Genomic DNA, 17890 nt, shown 5'->3' on the forward strand with positions numbered 1-17890 from the left:
GGCGCCCGTCCCGGCGCGCCGCCGGTGCCGATGACCGGCACCGGCGGCGCGGGGGCTCACCCTTGCGCCGGATCAGAACGCATAGCGCACGCCCAGGGTGCCCTGCAGCGAGTGACCGCTGCCGCCGAACACCTGGGTGCCGTAGGTGCCCCGGAGGAACACGGACGAGCCGCGCCGGTCAGCGTACTGCACTTCCGCACCGGTTTCCAGCGACCAGCTGCCGAAGTCATTGCCGGCGTACGAGGTGGCCGTGCCGGTGCTGAAGTTCGTGCCGGAGGTGCTGGCAGTGCGGTAGAACAGGTTGGCCAGCAGGGCGGTGCGCCAGCCTTGCCCGCTGGGGTCGGCGCTCCAGTTCAGGCGCGCGCCCAGCCGCCCGACGGCCTGGTCGCGGTCCCGCACCGAGGCTTGCGTGCTGCCCCCGCTGCTGTCGCGCAGGCTGGCCGAGCCGTAGTCCAGGTGCTGCAGCACCAGTTGCGCCTGGCCGTCCAGCGACAGGTTCCCGCTCAGCTTGAACGGCTGGCTGTACTCGGCCGAGGCGGCATAGGCCTGGGCCCGGATCCCCGTACTGTTCAAGGCCGTGCTGCTCTTGCCCTGCACCGTGCCGCCCTGCAGGACTAGGTCGAGCCAGGAGCCGCTGTCATAGCTGTGGGTCCAGTACAGGCCCAGCAGCGCCGACCAGTTGCTGAGCGAGCCGGCGGCCTGGTCGGACTGGCCGTTGACCGCGCCGCGCACATTGGCGCTGCCGCTCAGGTAGGTCATGTAGCCGCCCACCGCATCGTTGGCGCCCGTCCAGGCATCGCCGCCGAGCTGCAGGCCGGCGGCATGGCCCGAGTAGGACGCCGCGGTGTCGCCGTGCGAACCGGCCGAGAGGCTCTGGTCGATCACGCGCGCCCAGGCGCGCCGGCTGGTCCCGCCCTCGGCTGCGGCCGCGGTCCGGCCCTGGCGCTGGGAGCGGTCCGCCAGTGACATCAGGCTCAGGCGGCCGGCCATGTCGGCGGCGGCGCCCAGCGTGGAAGCCTCCGGACGATAGCTGGCGACGGCCGCGCCCGGCGCGCCCGAGGCGTCCGCCGTGGTGAGGTAGGAGGTCAGGTACCAGTTCTGGCCCTGTCCGTTCGCATTGCCGGCATTCAGCTGGTAGGAGTAGGCGCCGGCCGTGACCGGGGCGGCCAGCTTGAAGCCGTCCTTGCCGGCCTGCGCCGTGGTGGTGGCGCCGTTGACGGCCTGCACCAGCAGGATGCCGTCGCCGGTGGTCTGCGCGCCCAGTCCGCCGGCGTTGCGGATTGCCAGCCGGGTGCTGCCGGTGACGGTGCCGCCATCGACCACCAGCCGGTCGGCGGCCGAGCCGCTGCCGCCCAGCTGGACGTTCATGGTGAGCGTGCCGTTCTGGCCGTTCAGCGAGGCGACGGTCAGGGTCTTCGGCGTGAAGGCGCCGGCCGGGGCCTGCATGTCGATCTTGCCGGCCAGGCTCAGGGACTTGAGCAGCGAGTCGCCGGTCATGGTCCAGGTGCTGCTGGCGTCGATGCTGACGTCGACCGGATCGATCACGCCCTTGAGCTGGCTGCCCTGGGTCAGGCTGAGCAGGCCGCTGCTGCTGTCCTGGAAGATGACGTCGCCCAGCAAGGTCGCATTGCTCACCGTGATATTGAGGCGGCTGCCGTTGCGTGCCTGCAGCAGGGTACCGTTGGTCCTGGCATCGAGCGTGGTGTCGCGGATGTTCAGCGCCGCGGCCGAGGCGGTCGAGCCGGCGCCGTCCGCCAGCACCAGGCTGTGGCCTGCCGTGGTGCTGAGCGTGCCGCCGCTGATGTTGGCCGTGAGCGGGACGCCCTGGCCGGACAGCGTGAGCGCCGCGGCGCTGGTGGCCGCATGGTTGCCCGCCAGCGTCAGGGTGCCGCCCTGCAGGGTGATGCCCTGCGCCTGCGCCGTGGACCCGCTCAGCGTGACCTGGCCAGTGCCCTGGATGGCCAGGCCGCCGGCACCGGTGAGCTGGGTGGCGGTGGTCTGCGTATTGTTCGACAGCACCAGCGTGCCGTCATTGACCAGCGATGCGCCGGACAGGACGCCGGTGCCGCGGATGGTGTTGGTGCCGCTCAGCGTGCCGCCCGCGCCGTGCAGGGTGCCGCCGTCGAGCACCATCGTGCCCGAGGCCACCCCGCCGGACAGCAGTTGCTGGGTGCCGCCGCTGCTGACCAGTGTGGCCGAGGCCGACCCGCCGGCCTGCACGGTCTGCCGGCCGCCGCCGTTGACGATGGTGCTGTTGGCCTGGCCTTGTACCGACTGCGAGCCGTTCAGCGCCTGCCCGTTGACGGTGCCGCCGGCATCGACCTGCTGCAGGCCGCCGGCGTTGATCGTATTGGCCAGGGCATTCAGCGTGGCGCCGCTGGCGACGCGCTGCCCGCCGCCCGAGTTCACCTGGGTGCCGGAAGCCTGGCCGCCGGCGCTGACGACCTGCCAGCCGCCCTGGTAGACCAGGGTGCCGCTGGCCACGCCGCCCGAGCCGACGCTCTGCAGGCCGCCGCTGTAGATCTCGGTGGCGCTGGCGGTGCCCATGACCGTCTGCGAGCCGTTCAGCTCCTGGGCAACGACCGTGGCGCCCGCATCGATCAGCTGGAGGCCGCCGGCGTGGATCGTGTTGCCGCCCTGGCTGCCGTACAGCGTGGCGCCGCTGGTGACCTGTTGCACGCCGCCGGAGTTGACCTGGGTGTCGGTCACCTGGCCGCCGGCGCTGATCACCTGCCAGCCGTTCTGGTTGACGATGGTGCCGGACGCCGTGCCGCCGGAAGACACCACCTGGCTGCCGCCGCTGGCATAGGTGGTGCCGTTGGCGATGCCACCGGCAAAGACCTGCAGGATGCCGCCATTGTTGACCAGGGTGCCGCTGGCGGTGCCGCCGGAGTAGACCAGTTGCTGGCCGCCGTTGTTGACCGTGGTGGCGGCGGCCGAGCCGCCGGCGGAGACGCGCTGCTGGCCGCCGCTGTTGACGGTGGTGCCGCTGGCGACGCCGCCGGAGCCGACGCTCTCCAGGCCGCCGTTCTGGACCACGGTGCCGGAAGCCAGGCCGCCGGAGAGGAGGAGCCTGCCCCCATCGTTGACGATCGCGCTGGTGGCCGTGCCGCCGGCCAGCACGCTCTGGGTGCCGCCGCTGTTGAGGAGGGTGCCGTTGGCCGAACCGCCGCCGGCCACCGACTGGCTGCCGCCCTGGTTGACCGTGGTGCCGCTGGCGACGCCGCCGGCGGCGATGGACTCGATGCCGCCGCTGCCGACCGTGGTGCCGCGGGCCAGTCCTCCCGAGGCAATGTTCAGCGTGCCGCCATTCTCCAGCAGGACGTTGCTGGCCGAGCCGCCACTGATGGCGAAGCTGCCCAGTGCGTTGGTCCCGGTGACCGTGGCGTCGGTACCGGCGATCAGGGCGCCACCGCGCACGATGGTCTCGTTGAGCGCAGAGCCGCCGGAGGAGACGAACTGCCGGGCACCGCTGTTGACAGTGGTGCCATGGACGACGCCCGCCACTGTCTGGGTGCCGTTCAGCACCTGCCCGTCGACGGTGGCGCCGGCATCGACCTGTTGCGTGCCGCCGGCGTTGCCAGCGTTGGAAGCGGCTGCCGCATCCAGTGTGACCCCGCTGGTGACGACCTGGGTGCCGCCCGCGTTCACCTGGGTGCCGGCGACAAGGCCGCCGGCGAGGATCACCTGCCGGCCGCCGCGGTTGACCTCGGTGCGGTTGGCGGTTCCCGAGACCGACTGCGTGCCGTCCAGTTCCTGGTCATTGACCGTGCCGCCCGCGTCGATCTGCTGCAGGCCGCCGGCCGCGACCACGTTAGCCACGGCGCTGCCGTTCAGGGTGGCCCCGCTGGCGATCCGCTGCGTGCCGCCGCTGTTCACCTGGGTGCCGGCGGCCTGGCCGCCGGCCTCGATCACCTGCTGGCCGCCGCTGTTGACGAGCGTGCCGCTGGCCATGCCGCCGGCGGAGACGCTCTGCCGGCCGCCGCTGTAGACGGTGGTGCCGCTGGCCACGCCCTGGACCGACTGGGCCCCGCTGAGGCCCTGTCCGACCACCGTGGCGCCGGCATCGATCTGCTGCAGGCCGCCGGCGTTGATGGTGTTGGAGGTGGCGGCCGCGTCCAGCGTCGCGCCGCTCGCGATTTGCTGCACGCCGCCGGACATCACGCTGGTGCCTGTGAGCACGGCGCCGGAACCGACCGCCTGCCAGCCGGTGTCGGCGACCGTGGTGCCGATCGCCGAGCCGCCGGCCGAGACGTTCTGCATGCCGCCGCTGTTGACGGTGGTGCCGCTGGCAACGCCGCCGGCGGAGATGTTCTGCCGGCCACCGCGTTCGACCGTGGCGCTGATGGCCAGGCCGCCGGAACTGAAATTCTGTGCGCCGCCGCTGCTGATCACGGTGCCGGCGGCGGAGCCGCCGGAGGAGACCCGCTGCGTGCCGCCCTGGCGCACCGTGGTGCCGCTGGCGACGCCGCCGGCGGCAATGGACTCGCCACCGCCGTTGAGGGTGGTGCCGCTTGCCGAGCCATTGCTGCCGACGAACAGCATGCCGCCATTGGCGACAGTGCCGCTGGCCGATCCGCCGGCAGAGACGCTCAGGTTGCCGCCGCTGTTGAGGAGGGTGCCGTTGGCCATGCCGCCCGACGTGACAGTCTGCAGGCCGCCGCTGTTGACCGTGGTGCTGTTCGCGATGCCGCCGCTGACGTTCTGCAGGCCGCCGGTATTGAGGGTGGTGCCGTTGGCGGAGCCGCCGGCGGCGACGGTCTCGGCGCTGCGCTGGTTGACCGTGGTGCCGCTGGCCATGCCTCCCGCGGTGACGCTCAGCATCCCGCCGCTCTCGAGCAGGACGTTGCTGGCCGAGTGGCCGCTGATGGAGAAGCTGCCCAGCGCATTGCTGCCCGTCACGGTGGCATCGGTGCTCGCGTTCAGCGCGCCGCCGCTGGCGATCGTCGTGTTCAGCGCGGTCGCGCCGGAGACCAGGTACTGGGTGCCGCCGCTGTTCACCTGGGTGCCGCTGGCCATGCCGCCGCTGGAGACACTCTCCGTACCGGAGTTGTTGACCGTGGTGTTGCTGGCGGTGCCACCGGAGGCGACGGACAAGCTGCCGCCGTTCTCGAGCAGGACATTGCTGGCCGAGTGGCCGCTGATGGAGAAGCTGCCCCGCGCATTGGTGCCCGTCACGGTGGCATCGGTGCTCGCATTCAGCGCGCCGCCGCTGGCGATCGTCGTGTTCAGCGCGCTTCCGCCGGAGAAGACGATCTGCATGGCGCCGCTGGCGACCGCCGTGCGGTCGGCAAGCGCGCCCGAGGCGATCAGCTGGGCGCCGCCGCTGCCGACCGTGCTGTCCTCGGTCACGCCGCCGGCGATGACTACCTGCTGGCCGCCGCCGTTGATCATCGTGCCGCTGCCGAGTCCGCCGTCGTGGAGGTTCTGGATGCCGCCGCTATTGACCGTGGTGCCGATCGCCCTGCCTCCCGCGTAGACGTACTGCTGGTCATAGGTCTGCCCCGCGCCGATCACCGTGAAGAGATCCGTGGTGGGGCCCGACACGTTGTAGCTGGCCCCGGCCGCGTCGGCGAGGGGCGCCATGCCGGCGACGGCCGCCAGCACGAGGCCGGCCGCCGGCGCGGTGGCGGTGGTGGCACTGCGCTTGCGCGCGCTGCGGGTGATTTCGGAGGCGACGACCCAGGTATTCCTGAGCCGGCTCCAGACGACACGATAGGTTCTGTTGAGCCCTGTATTCATCGTTGTAGTTCTGATGGTGTGGATTGACGAGGAGGCCTGGCATTCACGAGCCAGGACCCCGGGGTCCGGAGCGGCCTGGCGGGATCCGCCGGCCAGGCCGGCGCCGGAGGGCGCGATGGCCTCGCGTCAGGCGGGATGCATGCTGGCCGTTCTGTTGTCTCCTGTCGGTTTCTGGGGTTCGAGGGTTCCGATCAGCCGGTCGATATGGCCGATCACCTGGCGGCCGGTGATGGCCGCGCTGCATTCGTACTGGCGGGCGCTGCCCTTGTGGCGGGGGCACCAGAAGAAGTCGAAGTGATCGAAGCTGGTGCGCACGTCGTCCCAGCAGCCGTTGCAGACGTGGGGATTGAAGACGCGGTAGGGCGTCTGGAATTCGCAGTTGGGCAGCGTGAAGCCGCTGATCAGCACCACCGGGATGCGGCAGGCCCAGGCCAGCCAGGACAGGCCGCTGGACAGCCCCACGAAGAAGTCGGCGTGCTGCAGCAGCGCGACCCGCTCGGGCAGGGGAATGTCGCCGGTGAAGTCCTCCGCGCCGTGCGGGATGTGGTTCCACACGAAGCCTTGCCCCACCGTCGCCTTCTGGTCGATGGCGAGCACGCGGTAGCCGAGCGCCTTCAGGTGGGCCACCACCTCGTTCCAGCCGGTGCCGTTGTTCCAGAACTTGGCCTGGCAGGAGGCCTTGGTGGCGATGCAGACATAGCGCTCGGCGATGCGGCGCGGCGCATCGAGCTTGAGCCGGGGCATGGCTTCGGCGGGATCGACGCCGAGGATGTGGCCGGCCGTGCGGTGCAGGCCGACCATGCGGAAGTCGATCGGCTGGCTGTCGAGATTGCCGCCGAAGAAGAGGCCGATCTTGTAGGTGGCATACGGGGTCCGGTCCACATACTGGTCCGGCGGCGTGAAGCGGATATCCGGGTAGCCGGCGGCGAACAGCTCGATGATCAGCGGCCCCATGGTGCATTCGAGCCGGCAGCCGTGCCGGGCGCGGAAGCGCTCGGCATAGGGGATCCAGCCGACCAGGTCGCCGAGGGTGCCGACCGGGAAGGTGATCAGCACCTCGCGCTCCTTGAGGTCGAGGGTATGGTCGAGCAGGGGAGAGGTCTCGCCGCTGCGGAAGACCTTGAGGCGGAAGCGGACGTAGAACTTCTTGGTGCTGGTCACCCAGCCTTCGTCGGGGTCGCAGGCGAAGAGGATATTGCCGGTGTCCTCGTCCCAGATCTCGACATGCCATTGCCCCTTGGGCAGCAGTACGCGCGCGCCGTCGTTGAAGTCGTAGAGGATGCCCTCGGGGCCGCGCTGCGTGGGCACCGCCGGCGGGACGATGAAATGGGCCGGCGCGCCGGCACCGGCGCCGGCCGTGGTGGAGGCGGGCATGGCCACGGCGCTGGCGCTGTCGGCATGGCTGGGATCGGCCGGATGCACGGCGGTGGCGGCGGACGGGGATGGGAATGGCATGGACATCGCGGAAACTCTGGAGCGGGTGTTGGACGGAGATGCCTGCGGGGGCAGGAGGGGTCCTGGGGACGGCGCGTACGCGCCAAGCCGGACCTGGCGGGAAAGCCCGGCACGCCGCGCGGCTTTGTCGGTCGCCGCCCGTTTCTCTCGCGCCGGGCGGGGTTTCCCCCGGCTTTGCGCGCGTCGGCTGCCGTGCGTGGACGCGCGCGCATGCCGCCTTCAGTCAGCCAGAAAGTCAGCCAGAAAGTCAGCCAGAAAGTCAGCCAGGGCGGGAGGGATCAGCAGGCGGCATCTCTCAGGGAAGTCTTGGAGACGCGAAGTGTAGGGAGGGCCGTTTCGTCAGTGCTGACAAATGCTGACATGGCCTGACGGGGGCCGATCCGGCCCCTGTACCGGGCGGCCGCCCGCGCTGGTGCAGGCCTGCGCCGGCGAGGTGGGAGGCCGGCAGGGGCGGAACGGGGCGGTGCGCGACGGCGTCGCCCCGGCGGCTAGCCGTGGGCGGCCACGGCTTCGCGGCGCCCGATGCCGGGCGGCGTGCCCGCTGTTTCGTGGAGGGCCTGCAGGATCGCCGGCCAGCAGCTCGCGCGCATAGCTTTCGCGCGGGCCGGCATCGTCGAGCCAGATCGGCCGGCGACGGGAAATCTGAAGGGCATGAAGGGCATGAAGGGCATGAAGGGCATGAAGGGCATGAAGGACAGGGGGCGGGATGGCCCGCCCGCGCCATCGGCCCCGCCCGCTTCGCCTACGTGGGTCCTACTCCGCATCGGCCGCCGCCGTCTCGCCGTCGATCCGCTTCATGTTGTCCAGGATCTTCAACAGGTAGTGCAGGGCGTGCGTCACGTCCTCCGTCGAGAAGCCCACCAGCAGTTCGCGGTAGAAGTCGGCGATCTTGGGCTGGGCCAGCACCAGCCAGACGTGACGCCCGGACTCGGTCATGGTCACGATGCGCGAGCGCCGGTCGGCCGGGTCCGGCGCGATGCCGACATGGCCATCGCGCTCCATGCGGCTGATCAGTCCGGACAGGTTCTGGCGGCTGACCATCAGGTAGCGCGCCAGGTCGCCGATGCTCATGCCCGCCTTCGCCTTGTCGCGCGAGAGCGCGCCGAGCACCGCCCACTGCTGGGTGGTCAGTCCTTCCTCTTCGACGGCACGCGATCCGGTTTTATGCAACATATTTGCACATTGGTAGAGCCGGAAGAACAGGTTGTTGGCCAGCGTCAGCTTAGCGTCTAGCGTCAATTGATTAGGGTTATCCATGGGAATTCCAAAGGCGAGCGACTTGCAATCGGGCGTGGCTATGCCTAATATACGTCAACATATTTACGTTATTGGCTTATCTCACCGACCTGCGATGACGCGCAGGCCGGATCACATCCAGCAATCCGACAAGTCACAAGGAGGCATCATGCAACGATTCGAGGGCAAGACGGTAGTGGTTACCGGCGGTGGCGGAGGCATCGGCGGCGCCACCTGCCGCCGCTTCGGCCGGGAGGGCGCGCGCGTGGCGGTGTTCGACCGCAACGCCGAGACCGCCGAGAGCGTGGCGGCGGCGATCCGCATGGACGGCGGCAGCGCCGAGGCCTTCGCCTGCGACATCACCGACCGCGCCAGCGTGGATGCCGCCGTGGCGGCGACCGCCTCGCGCCTTGGCCCCATCGACGTGCTGGTCAACAACGCCGGCTGGGACGTGTTCAAGCCCTTCACCAAGACCGTGCCGGCCGAGTGGGAGCGCCTGATCGCCATCAACCTGGTCGGCGCGCTGCACATGCATCACGCGGTACTGCCCGGCATGGTGGAACGCAGGTCCGGCCGCATCGTCAACATCGCCTCCGACGCCGCCCGCGTGGGCTCCTCGGGCGAGGCCGTGTATGCCGCCTGCAAGGGCGGCCTGGTGTCCCTGTCCAAGACCCTGGCGCGCGAGCATGCGCGCCACGGCATCACCGTCAACGTGGTCTGCCCGGGCCCGACCGACACCGCGCTGTTCGCCGAGTTCAAGGAGGGCGCGGGCGACCCCGACAAGCTGGTGGCGGCCTTCGCGCGCTCGATCCCGCTGGGCCGCATCGGCCAGCCCGACGACCTGCCCGGCGCCATCCTGTTCTTCGCCGGCGACGATGCCGCCTTCGTCACCGGCCAGGTCCTGAGCGTGTCCGGCGGCCTGACCATGAACGGCTGAGGGCCGCACGCGCCCCCAACGCCATCCCGACGCCATCCGCAAGCCATCCGCAAGCCATCCGCAAGCCATCCGCGCGTAACCCAGCACAAACCGAAGCCATCGCAGGCAAGGAGACGACCATGAGCACCATTCCCTTCGAAGACATCCTGTACGAGGTCCGCAACGGCGTGGCCTGGATCACCATCAACCGGCCGGAGAAGATGAACTCCTTCCGCGGCCAGACCTGCGATGAACTGATCCGGGCCCTGAACAAGGCCGGCTATGACAAGAGCGTCGGCGCCATCGTGCTGGCCGGCGCCGGCGAGCGCGCCTTCTGCACCGGCGGCGACCAGTCGGCGCACGACGGCAACTACGACGGCCGGGGCACCATCGGCCTGCCGATGGAGGAGCTGCACGACGCCATCCGCAACGTGCCCAAGCCCGTGATCGCGCGCGTGCAGGGCTTCGCCATCGGCGGCGGCAATGTGCTGTGCACGATCTGCGACCTGACCATCTGTTCGGAGAAGGCGATCTTCGGCCAGGTGGGGCCCAAGATGGGGTCGGTCGATCCCGGCTATGGCACGGCCTTCCTCGCACGGGTGGTCGGCGAGAAGAAGGCCCGTGAGATCTGGTACCTGTGCCGCCGCTATTCGGGACAGGAAGCCGTGGCGATGGGCCTCGCCAATGCCTGCGTGCCGCACGAGCAGCTCGACGCCGAAGTGCAGAAGTGGGGCGAGGAGCTGTGCGAGCGCAGCCCGACCGCGCTGGCCATCGCCAAGCGCAGCTTCAATATGGACACCGCGCACCAGAGCGGCATCGCCGGCATGGGCATGTACGCGCTGAAGCTGTACTACGACACCGAGGAATCGCGCGAAGGCGTGGCGGCGCTCAAGGAGAAGCGCAAGCCCGAGTTCCGCAAGTACGCGAAGTAGGCGCCGATACAAGCGCCGATACAAGCAGCGGAACCAGCGCCCGAGCCGGCGCGACCGCTGCCCGGATCTCACCATGCGGCGCGGCGCGTCCCCGCGCGCCCGCTCCTTTTTGCCCCGCCTTGCCCAGGAGACAAGCCGATGAACCCCTATCTCAATGAAGACCTCGTCACGCTGGGCGACCACGCCCGGCGTTTCGCCACCGAGCGCATCGCGCCGGGCTACCAGGAGCGCGACGACACGCGCGTACTCGACCGTACCCTGATGCGGGAGATGGGCGAGATGGGTTTCATCGCCCCGGAACTGCCGGAAGCGTATGGCGGCCAGGGCCTGGGCTGCCTTGCCGCCGGCGTGATCCACGAGGAGGTGGCCCGGGCCGACCTGAGCCTGTCCTATATCAACCTGCTGGCTTCGCTCAACGGGCAGATCCTGGCGCACCACGGCAGGCCGGAGGTGGTGCGCCCCTGGCTGACGCGGCTCACGCGCGGCGAAGTGCTGCTGGCGATCGCGCTGACCGAACCGCGCGGCGGCTCCGATGCCGCCAACCTGCGGCTGCGGGTCGAGCGCGTCGGCGACGAGTACGTCATCAACGGCGAGAAGACCTCGATCTCGGCGGCCGACCAGGCCGATGCGGCGGTGGTGTTCGGCCGCACCGGCAGCATCGAATCCGCGGCGCACGGCGTGACCGCGCTGCTGGTGCCGATGGACCTGCCCGGCATCACGACCAGCCGCTTCGACTGCCACGGCCAGCGCGCCATCGGGCGCGGCTCGATCTTCTTCGAGAACGTGCGCGTGCCGCTCGACCACCGTCTCGGTGACGAGAACAAAGGCTTCGTGCAGGTGATGCAGGGCTTCGACTTCTCGCGCGCCCTGATCGGCCTGCAGGTGCTGGCGGTGGCGCGCGTGGCGCTGGAGGAGACCTGGGCCTACGTGGCCGAACGGCAGGCGTTCGGCAAGCCGCTGTCGGCCTTCCAGGGCGTTTCGCATCCGCTGGCCGATTTCGACACCCAGGTGGTGGCGGCACGCCTGCTGTGCCTGCAGGCGCTGTGGCTGAAGGACAACGGCGCGCCGCACAGCGCGGAGGCCGCCATGTGCAAGTGGTGGGCCCCGAAGCTGGCCTACGACGTGGTCCACCAGTGCCTGCTGATGCACGGGCATGGCGGCTATGACCGCGGCCTGATGGAGCAGCGCCTGCGCGATGTGCTGGGCTTCCAGATCGGCGACGGCACCGCGCAGATCATGAAGACCATCATCGCCCGCGACCGCGCCGGCCGCGCCGCGGTGCCGGCCTGAGCCGGCGCGCGTTCCCGCGCGGCCTGGCGCGGCCTGACCACGTCATCCCGCTACCCGCCGACACGCGCCACCAAGCCACCACACAAGAAGGGAGACAACACATGGAATTCGATGCCGTCCTGCTGCCGCCGCGCCGTGCCGCGAGCATTGCCCGGGGGGAGTGGCTCGACCGCACCATCAACGACGCGCTCGACGCCTGCGTGCGCGACTGCCCGGACCAGCGCGCGCTGTGCGCGGTCAGCCTCGACCGCGGCGAGACGCGCGCCTTCACCTACCGCGAGCTGGCGGCCCTGGCCGACCGCATCGCCGTGGGCCTGGCACGGCTGGGCGTGGGCCGCAACGACGTGGTGGCCATGCAGCTGCCCAACGGCTGGCACTTCACGCTGCTCTACCTGGCCTGCTCGCGCCTCGGCGCCGTGCTCAACCCGCTGATGCCGATCTTCCGCCAACGCGAGCTGTCCTTCATGCTGCGCCATGGCGAGGCCAAGGTGCTGGTGGTGCCGCGCCGCTTCCGCGGCTTCGACCATGAAGCCATGGCGCGCGCCCTGCTGCCGGAGCTGCCGGCGCTGCGCCGGCTCGTGGTGGTGGATGGGGAGGGCGCCGACAGCTTCGATGCGCTGCTGGCGGCGCCCGCCTGGGAGCGCGAGCCCGACGCGGCCGCCATCCTCGCCGCCGGCCGGCCCGGCCCGGACGACATCACCCAGCTCATCTACACCTCGGGCACCACCGGCGAGCCGAAGGGGGTGATGCACTCGGCCAATACCCTGTTCTCGAACATCGCGGCCTATGCGCAGCGGCTGCATCTCGGCCGCGACGACGTGATCCTGATGGCCTCGCCGATGGCGCACCAGACCGGCTTCATGTACGGCCTGATGATGCCGATCCTGCTGCAGGCCGGCGTGGTGCTGCAGGACATCTGGGACCCGGTCCGGGCGGCGGCGCTGATCCGCGCGCATGGCATCACCTTCACCATGGCGTCGACGCCTTTCCTGACCGACCTGACCCGCACCGTGCGCGAGGGGGGCGATGAAGGCGATGAAGGCGATGAAGGCGCCAAGGGCCTGCCCAGCCTGCGCACCTTCCTGTGCGCCGGCGCGCCCATTCCCGGCCCGCTGGTGGAGCAGGCGCGCCGGGCGCTGGGCGCGAAGATCGTCTCGGCCTGGGGCATGAGCGAGAACGGCGCCGTCACGCTGACCCGTCCCGAGGACGACGACGTGCGGGCCTCGACCACCGATGGCTGCCCGCTGCCCGGGGTGGAAGTGGCGGTGGTCGACGCCGCCGGCGAGCGCCTGCCGCCCGGCGAGGCGGGCCGGCTGCTGGTGCGCGCCTGCTCGAACTTCGGCGGCTACCTCAAGCGGCCGCAGTGGAACGCCACCGATGCCGACGGCTGGTTCGACACCGGCGACCTCGCGCGCCTGGATGCCGAGGGCTACCTGCGCATCAGCGGGCGCAGCAAGGACGTGATCATCCGTGGCGGCGAGAACATTCCCGTGTTCGAGATCGAGGCCCTGCTGTACCGGCACGAGGCGGTCGCGCAGGTCGCCATCGTCGGCTATGCCGACGAGCGCCTGGGCGAGCGCGCCTGCGCCGTGGTGGTGCCCAAGGCCGGCCGCCGGCTCGACTTCGCCGGGATGGTGGATTTCCTCAAGGCCCAGAAGGTGGCCATCCAGTACATCCCGGAGCGGCTGGTGCTGTGCGAGGCGATGCCGGCCACGCCCGCGGGGAAGATCCAGAAGTTCCGCCTGCGCGACATGCTGCGGGATGGCACCCTGTAGCGCCGCGCCGGCCCGCCGCCCGCGGCGGCCGGCGATCTGCAACGCGTATCACGGCGCAGTGAAGTCGGGGCGGCCGCCCGTCTAGGCCCGGCCTTCCAGCGCCACGAACACGCTGCCGTCCTCGATACGGATGGGGAAGGTGCGCAGGTCCTCGCTGAGCGGCGCGCACATGGCCTTGCCGCTGCGCACGTCGAAGCGTCCCTGGTGCAGCGGGCATTCGATCTCGTGGCCTTCGAGGAAGCCGTCGCACAGCCTGGCGTTGCCGTGCGTGCACAGGTTGTCGGTGACGTAGACGGCGCCGTCCACGCCGTAGACGGCCAGTTCGCGGCCGCCGGCCTGCACCGCGACGACATCGTCGGCGGGCACGGCGGCGAGTTCGATCAGCCTGGTCCATTGGGTTGTCGTAGTCATGGCGATTCTCGCGGGTGCGGTGGGTGATGGATGGTGGGTGGCAATCCGGTGCGGGGCGGTCCGGGGCGGGACGGCGCGCTTGCGGCCGCCACGCGTCCCGGCGCGGCGGCATCAGATCGGGTAGATCAGCGAGTTGGGGATCAGCTCGCTGTCGAACACGCACAGGCGCGCGGCGAACTTCAGGCCTGCCCCGGTGCGCACGATGGTGTCGAGATAGCGTCCCACGTTGAACACGGTGGTCAGCGCGTCCGGCTTGGTGCGGAACACCGCGTAATTGGCCTCGGCGCGGATGCGCTCGCCGTCGTCGGCGAGGATGCGCGGCACGCCGACCACATGGCGCTGGTAGTAGGGGTCATGGAAGATGGTCTCGGTGGCGCCGTAGACCCGGTCCTTGAGCATGCCCTTGCTCTCGAAGGCGAGGGTGGCCAGCGGCAGGCCGCGCTCGTGGTTCTCGCGCGGCTGGACCCGGTAGACGCAGTCCTCGGTGAAGAACTCCGGCCACTGGTCCCAGTCGCCGTTGTCGAGCGCGGCGGCGTAGTCGGCGTAGAGGGCGAGCAATTGCTGGTAGGTGGGGAAGTCGAGCATCTCAGGCCTCCATCACGCGGCGCCAGTAGGCGTACATGGAACGGATCAGGGTTTCGGTGACCATGTGGTCGGCCTCGGCGGTGTCGCGCCCGCCCAGTTCGGCGACGGTGCGGTGCCAGGGCTTCTGCGCGAAGCCTTCCTGCGAGAACTCGATCACCTCGCCGTCGTCGGCGGAGACGAAGCCGGCCGGGCCGAACAGGTTGGCCTGGCGCAGGCGGCGGCGCGTCATGGCCTCGTCGTCGCCGGCAAAGCCGAAGTGGGTCCAGACGAAGTCGAAGGAGCCGTGCCCGTCGGGCTGGATGTGGCGGGTCGAGACCGAATTGACCTGCTGCTGGATGATGACGCTGGGAAACAGCGTCATCATCACCGCGGTGGGGCCGCCCCACCAGTCCTCCTGCACCACGTCGAGGAAGCGGTCGTCATGCAGCCGCATCTGGTCCTTGAAGCTGGACACGCCGCTGGTCACTTCGCCCTGGCCGCCGCTGCCGCGCGTGGAGATCATGGCGGCGTGGCGGCCGTGCCCGTCCATCTTCAGCGCGGAGCGGTTGTCGGCGCGCCACAGGCCGAAGGTGACGAACCAGGTATGCAGCAGGCCGGGATGGTAGGGGTCCTTGATGTTCTCCTGCATCAGCTTCCAGTTGCCGGGAATGCGCTGCCGGCTGTAGCCGAGGATGGTGAGCGCGCGGCCGTCGAAGACGCGGTCGAAGTAGTGCAGCATGGTGGGGCCGAGGTAGTCCTCCAGCGGCGGTACCGTGTGGTCGAAGGAGGCGAACACCACGCCGTGGCGCGTCGCCACCTTGAGCCGGGTCAGGCCGTGCTCCTTGGGGTCGAAGTCGGCCGGCATGCCGCCGTTGACCTTGCCGTCGAGCTTGACGCCGCGGCGGAACGGCACGCCGACCAGGTTGCCCTTGAGGTCGTAGTTCCACTGGTGGTAGGGGCAGGTGAAATCCTTGCGGTTGCCGAAGCGCTCGCGGCAGAAGCGCACGCCGCGGTGGGCGCAGACGTTTTCCACCACGTGGATTTCGCCGTCGGCCGCGCGCGTGACGATCACCGAGCGCTCGCCGACGACGGTGCGCTTGAAGTCGCCCGGATGGGGAATCTCGGCCTCCAGCGCCACGTAGCACCAGTGGCCGGCATAGAAGAAGCGCTCCAGTTCGCGCTGGTGGATGGCCTCGTCCGTGTAGGCCTGGAAGGGCACGCGGCTGGAGCCGTCGCCTTCCCAGGCGGGCGGGTGGAAGCGCAGCGGGGCTTCGTTCATGTGTGTCTCCTGTGGTCGGCCCGCGTCATGGCAAGGCGTGCGGGCGGGATCGCGAAAGGGAAGGGGAACAAGGCAAACGGGAACGGGACACGCGGCGGGCGGGCCCCGGCCCCGGGCGTTCAGTCGCCGCTGGCGTGGAAGGCGTCGGCGTGGATGCTGGCCGGCGCCACCCCCTTGCGCTGCAGCAGCGCGCTGGCCGCCTCGACCATCGCGGGCGCACCGGCGAGATAGGCGGTCCAGCCCGGCAGCGCCGGCCAGTCGTCGTCGACGGCCTGCGTGACCAGGCCGCCGCGATAGCCGTCGCCGGGTGCCGGCGCGCCGTCGGCGACCACCACGTGGCAGGCCAGGCCGGGCAGTTCGCGCCGCAGCGCCTGCAGCCATGGCTGGCCGTAGACATCGCGTTGCGAGCGCGCGCCGAAGTAGACGTGGACATCGTTGTCCATGCCGGCCTCGGCCATGCCGCGCAGGATGGACAGCACCGGCGCCAGGCCGGTGCCGCCGGCCACGCACAGGATCGGGCCGGTGGTCTTGCGGCGCAGGTAGGCGGTGCCGAGCGGCCCGCCGACGCGCACCGCGTCGCCCACCTTCAGCGCGCCGGCGATGTAGGCAGTGACGCGGCCGCCGGGCACCAGGCGCACGTGGAACTCGATCTCATCCGGGTTCGGCGTGACCGCCATCGAGTAGGGGCGCGCGTGCTGCGGGGTGAACTGCAGCATGGCGTACTGGCCCGGCGAGAAGGCGAAGGGTTTGTTCAGCCGCAGGCGCAGCCGCCTGATGTCGTGCGTCAGTGCCTCGATGGCCGTCACCGTGGCCTTGAGCAGGCGGGCAGGGTGGACCACCACCTCGTCGATCTCGGGCAGCTCGACGGCGCAGTCTTCGACCAGGGTGGCCTGGCAGGCCAGGATCTGCTGTCCGGCGCATATCTCGGCCGCCGCGCCGGCGCCATCGGCCACGCGCACCTTGCCGGCGGCGAGGCGGCAGCGGCAGGTGCCGCAGCGGCCGGCCATGCAGCTATAGGAAACGGGGATCTCGTGGGCGCGCAGGGCCTCGAGCAGGTTGGTCCCGGCGGGAACCTCGAGGGCGCGCTGCAGGGGCTGCAGGGTCAATCGCATGCCAGTGTCTCCGGTCTGGTCTTGGGTGGGGGCTGCCGCGCCGGCGCTTGCCGCCGTACGCCACCGGGCACAGCCACATGCCGTGACGTGCCGCGATGCGTTGCTATGTGTCGCTATGTGTCGCTATGGTGCCGCGCCCTGGGATATAAATAAATCGAAGATCATTGATACGTCATATCACTGAGGGTGATAATGCGAAGCCGCCGGGCACCGCCGGGCACCGCCGACAACCGCCGGCAACCTGAAGGAGGGCAAGCATGGAACTGCAGGATGTCGACCTGAACCTGCTGGTGGTATTCCACGAACTGCTGCGCCGGCGCCGCGTGTCGGCGGTGGCGCAGGCGCTGGGCATGTCGCAGCCGGCCGTCAGCAATGCGCTGAACCGCCTGCGCCGCCTGCTCGGCGACGAGCTGTTCCTGCGTACCGCCAAGGGCATGATCCCGACGCCGCTGGCCGAGCGCCTGGCCAGCCCGATCGGTGAGTCGCTCGATGCCATCCACCACACGCTCAATGCCAGCGCCGGCTTCGAGCCGGCGGCGAGCCAGCGTGCCTTCACCGTGGCCATGACCGATATCGGCGAGATCTATTTCCTGCCGGCCCTGATGCAGAAACTCGGCGAGGTGGCGCCGGGCGTGACCCTCAGCACGGTGCGTAACCAGGGCGACACGCTGCAGGGCGAGATGGAGAGCGGCCGGGTCGACCTGGCGATCGGCTTCCTGCCCGACCTGCAGAGCGGCTTCTTCCAGCGCCGCCTGTTCCGCCAGCGCTATGTCTGCCTGTTCCGCCAGGGACATCCGCTCGAGGCCGGCGGCATCACGCTGGCGGCCTTCCGCGCCGCCGAGCACGTCTCCATCGTGGCCGAGGGCACCGGCCACGGCATGGTCGACCAGGCCATCCAGCGCGCCGGCGTGGCGCGCCACGTGCGGCTGCGCGTGCCGCATTTCGTCGCGGTCGGGCACATCCTGCAGACCACCGACCTGATCGCGGTGGTGCCGGAGGCCTACGCGCAGCGCACGCTGGCGCCGTTCGGCCTGCAGACGGCGCCTTGCCCGGTGCGCATTCCCGACATAGCCATCCATGTGCTGTGGCACGCCAAGAACCATCGCGAGCCCGGCAACCAGTGGCTGCGGCAACTGGTGGTGGAGACCTTCGCGCGCTGAGCGCGGCCGGGGCGGCGC

12 protein-coding genes are annotated in these 17890 nt (G+C 70.4%); 5 read left to right on the forward strand and 7 right to left on the reverse strand.

Translation table 11 applies throughout. The annotated features are described in order from the left end of the window. Window positions 1-72: 72 nt before the first annotated feature. The 3 genes from BKK79_RS30810 to BKK79_RS30825 form a co-directional block, all read right to left on the reverse strand. A complete protein-coding gene (locus BKK79_RS30810) occupies window positions 73-5742 on the reverse strand; it encodes an AIDA repeat-containing protein (RefSeq protein WP_071039732.1) in 5670 nt (1889 codons plus the stop codon). 126 nt (window positions 5743-5868) lie between these two features. Then, window positions 5869-7197: an autotransporter strand-loop-strand O-heptosyltransferase gene (locus tag BKK79_RS30815; protein WP_269466495.1), complete on the reverse strand. Its 1329-nt coding sequence runs from the start codon at window positions 7195-7197 to the stop codon at window positions 5869-5871. A gap of 753 nt (window positions 7198-7950) precedes the next feature. Continuing rightward, window positions 7951-8454, reverse strand: a complete 504-nt coding sequence (locus BKK79_RS30825; RefSeq protein WP_071039734.1) for a MarR family winged helix-turn-helix transcriptional regulator — start codon at window positions 8452-8454, stop codon at window positions 7951-7953. A gap of 148 nt (window positions 8455-8602) precedes the next feature. Here BKK79_RS30825 and badH point away from each other — a divergent pair, with 148 nt between their 5' ends. From badH to aliA, 4 genes are all read left to right on the forward strand, one after another. Then, complete coding sequence (gene badH, locus BKK79_RS30830; protein ID WP_071039735.1) at window positions 8603-9370, forward strand: 2-hydroxycyclohexanecarboxyl-CoA dehydrogenase; 768 nt, start codon at window positions 8603-8605, stop codon at window positions 9368-9370. Between the two features lie 128 nt (window positions 9371-9498). Then, entirely contained in the window at window positions 9499-10281 is a 783-nt protein-coding gene (badI, locus tag BKK79_RS30835; protein WP_071022734.1) for a 2-ketocyclohexanecarboxyl-CoA hydrolase, read from the forward strand. 138 nt (window positions 10282-10419) lie between these two features. Then, window positions 10420-11571, forward strand: a complete 1152-nt coding sequence (aliB, locus tag BKK79_RS30840; RefSeq protein WP_071021081.1) for a cyclohexanecarboxyl-CoA dehydrogenase — start codon at window positions 10420-10422, stop codon at window positions 11569-11571. Window positions 11572-11672: 101 nt separating this feature from the next. Continuing rightward, window positions 11673-13346 (forward strand): cyclohexanecarboxylate-CoA ligase, encoded by a 1674-nt coding sequence (gene aliA / locus BKK79_RS30845; RefSeq protein WP_071039736.1) that lies wholly within the window; start codon window positions 11673-11675, stop codon window positions 13344-13346. A gap of 81 nt (window positions 13347-13427) precedes the next feature. Here the strand turns inward: aliA and BKK79_RS30850 are convergent, their stop codons facing one another. The 4 genes from BKK79_RS30850 to BKK79_RS30865 form a co-directional block, all read right to left on the reverse strand. Beyond that, window positions 13428-13757, reverse strand: a complete 330-nt coding sequence (locus BKK79_RS30850) for a non-heme iron oxygenase ferredoxin subunit (protein WP_071021075.1) — start codon at window positions 13755-13757, stop codon at window positions 13428-13430. A 111-nt stretch (window positions 13758-13868) separates the two neighbouring features. Continuing rightward, window positions 13869-14342 carry an aromatic-ring-hydroxylating dioxygenase subunit beta gene (locus BKK79_RS30855; protein ID WP_071021073.1) on the reverse strand — a complete coding sequence of 158 codons (474 nt, stop codon included), beginning with the start codon at window positions 14340-14342 and terminating at the stop codon, window positions 13869-13871. Window position 14343: 1 nt separating this feature from the next. Continuing rightward, on the reverse strand, window positions 14344-15600 hold the full coding sequence (locus BKK79_RS30860; protein ID WP_071039737.1) for an aromatic ring-hydroxylating dioxygenase subunit alpha: 1257 nt from the start codon (window positions 15598-15600) through the stop codon (window positions 14344-14346). A 119-nt stretch (window positions 15601-15719) separates the two neighbouring features. After that, on the reverse strand, window positions 15720-16712 hold the full coding sequence (locus BKK79_RS30865) for an FAD-binding oxidoreductase (protein ID WP_071039738.1): 993 nt from the start codon (window positions 16710-16712) through the stop codon (window positions 15720-15722). Window positions 16713-16969: 257 nt separating this feature from the next. Between BKK79_RS30865 and BKK79_RS30870 the strand changes: the two genes are divergently transcribed. Further along, on the forward strand, window positions 16970-17872 hold the full coding sequence (locus tag BKK79_RS30870; RefSeq protein ID WP_071039739.1) for a LysR family transcriptional regulator: 903 nt from the start codon (window positions 16970-16972) through the stop codon (window positions 17870-17872). Window positions 17873-17890 lie beyond the last annotated feature (18 nt).

Origin of the sequence: Cupriavidus sp. USMAA2-4 (genome assembly GCF_001854305.1) — a bacterium.
GTDB lineage: Bacteria > Pseudomonadota > Gammaproteobacteria > Burkholderiales > Burkholderiaceae > Cupriavidus > Cupriavidus malaysiensis.

What these genes read in the sequence shown, in the direction of transcription:
- BKK79_RS30810 (WP_071039732.1), bottom strand. Translation starts at nt 5,742, where the DNA reads ATGAATACAGGGCTCAACAGAACCTATCGTGTCGTCTGGAGCCGGCTC.
- BKK79_RS30815 (WP_269466495.1), bottom strand. Translation starts at nt 7,197, where the DNA reads ATGCCATTCCCATCCCCGTCCGCCGCCACCGCCGTGCATCCGGCCGAT.
- BKK79_RS30825 (WP_071039734.1), bottom strand. Translation starts at nt 8,454, where the DNA reads ATGGATAACCCTAATCAATTGACGCTAGACGCTAAGCTGACGCTGGCC.
- badH (WP_071039735.1), top strand. Translation starts at nt 8,603, where the DNA reads ATGCAACGATTCGAGGGCAAGACGGTAGTGGTTACCGGCGGTGGCGGA.
- aliB (WP_071021081.1), top strand. Translation starts at nt 10,420, where the DNA reads ATGAACCCCTATCTCAATGAAGACCTCGTCACGCTGGGCGACCACGCC.
- aliA (WP_071039736.1), top strand. Translation starts at nt 11,673, where the DNA reads ATGGAATTCGATGCCGTCCTGCTGCCGCCGCGCCGTGCCGCGAGCATT.
- BKK79_RS30850 (WP_071021075.1), bottom strand. Translation starts at nt 13,757, where the DNA reads ATGACTACGACAACCCAATGGACCAGGCTGATCGAACTCGCCGCCGTG.
- BKK79_RS30855 (WP_071021073.1), bottom strand. Translation starts at nt 14,342, where the DNA reads ATGCTCGACTTCCCCACCTACCAGCAATTGCTCGCCCTCTACGCCGAC.
- BKK79_RS30860 (WP_071039737.1), bottom strand. Translation starts at nt 15,600, where the DNA reads ATGAACGAAGCCCCGCTGCGCTTCCACCCGCCCGCCTGGGAAGGCGAC.
- BKK79_RS30865 (WP_071039738.1), bottom strand. Translation starts at nt 16,712, where the DNA reads ATGCGATTGACCCTGCAGCCCCTGCAGCGCGCCCTCGAGGTTCCCGCC.
- BKK79_RS30870 (WP_071039739.1), top strand. Translation starts at nt 16,970, where the DNA reads ATGGAACTGCAGGATGTCGACCTGAACCTGCTGGTGGTATTCCACGAA.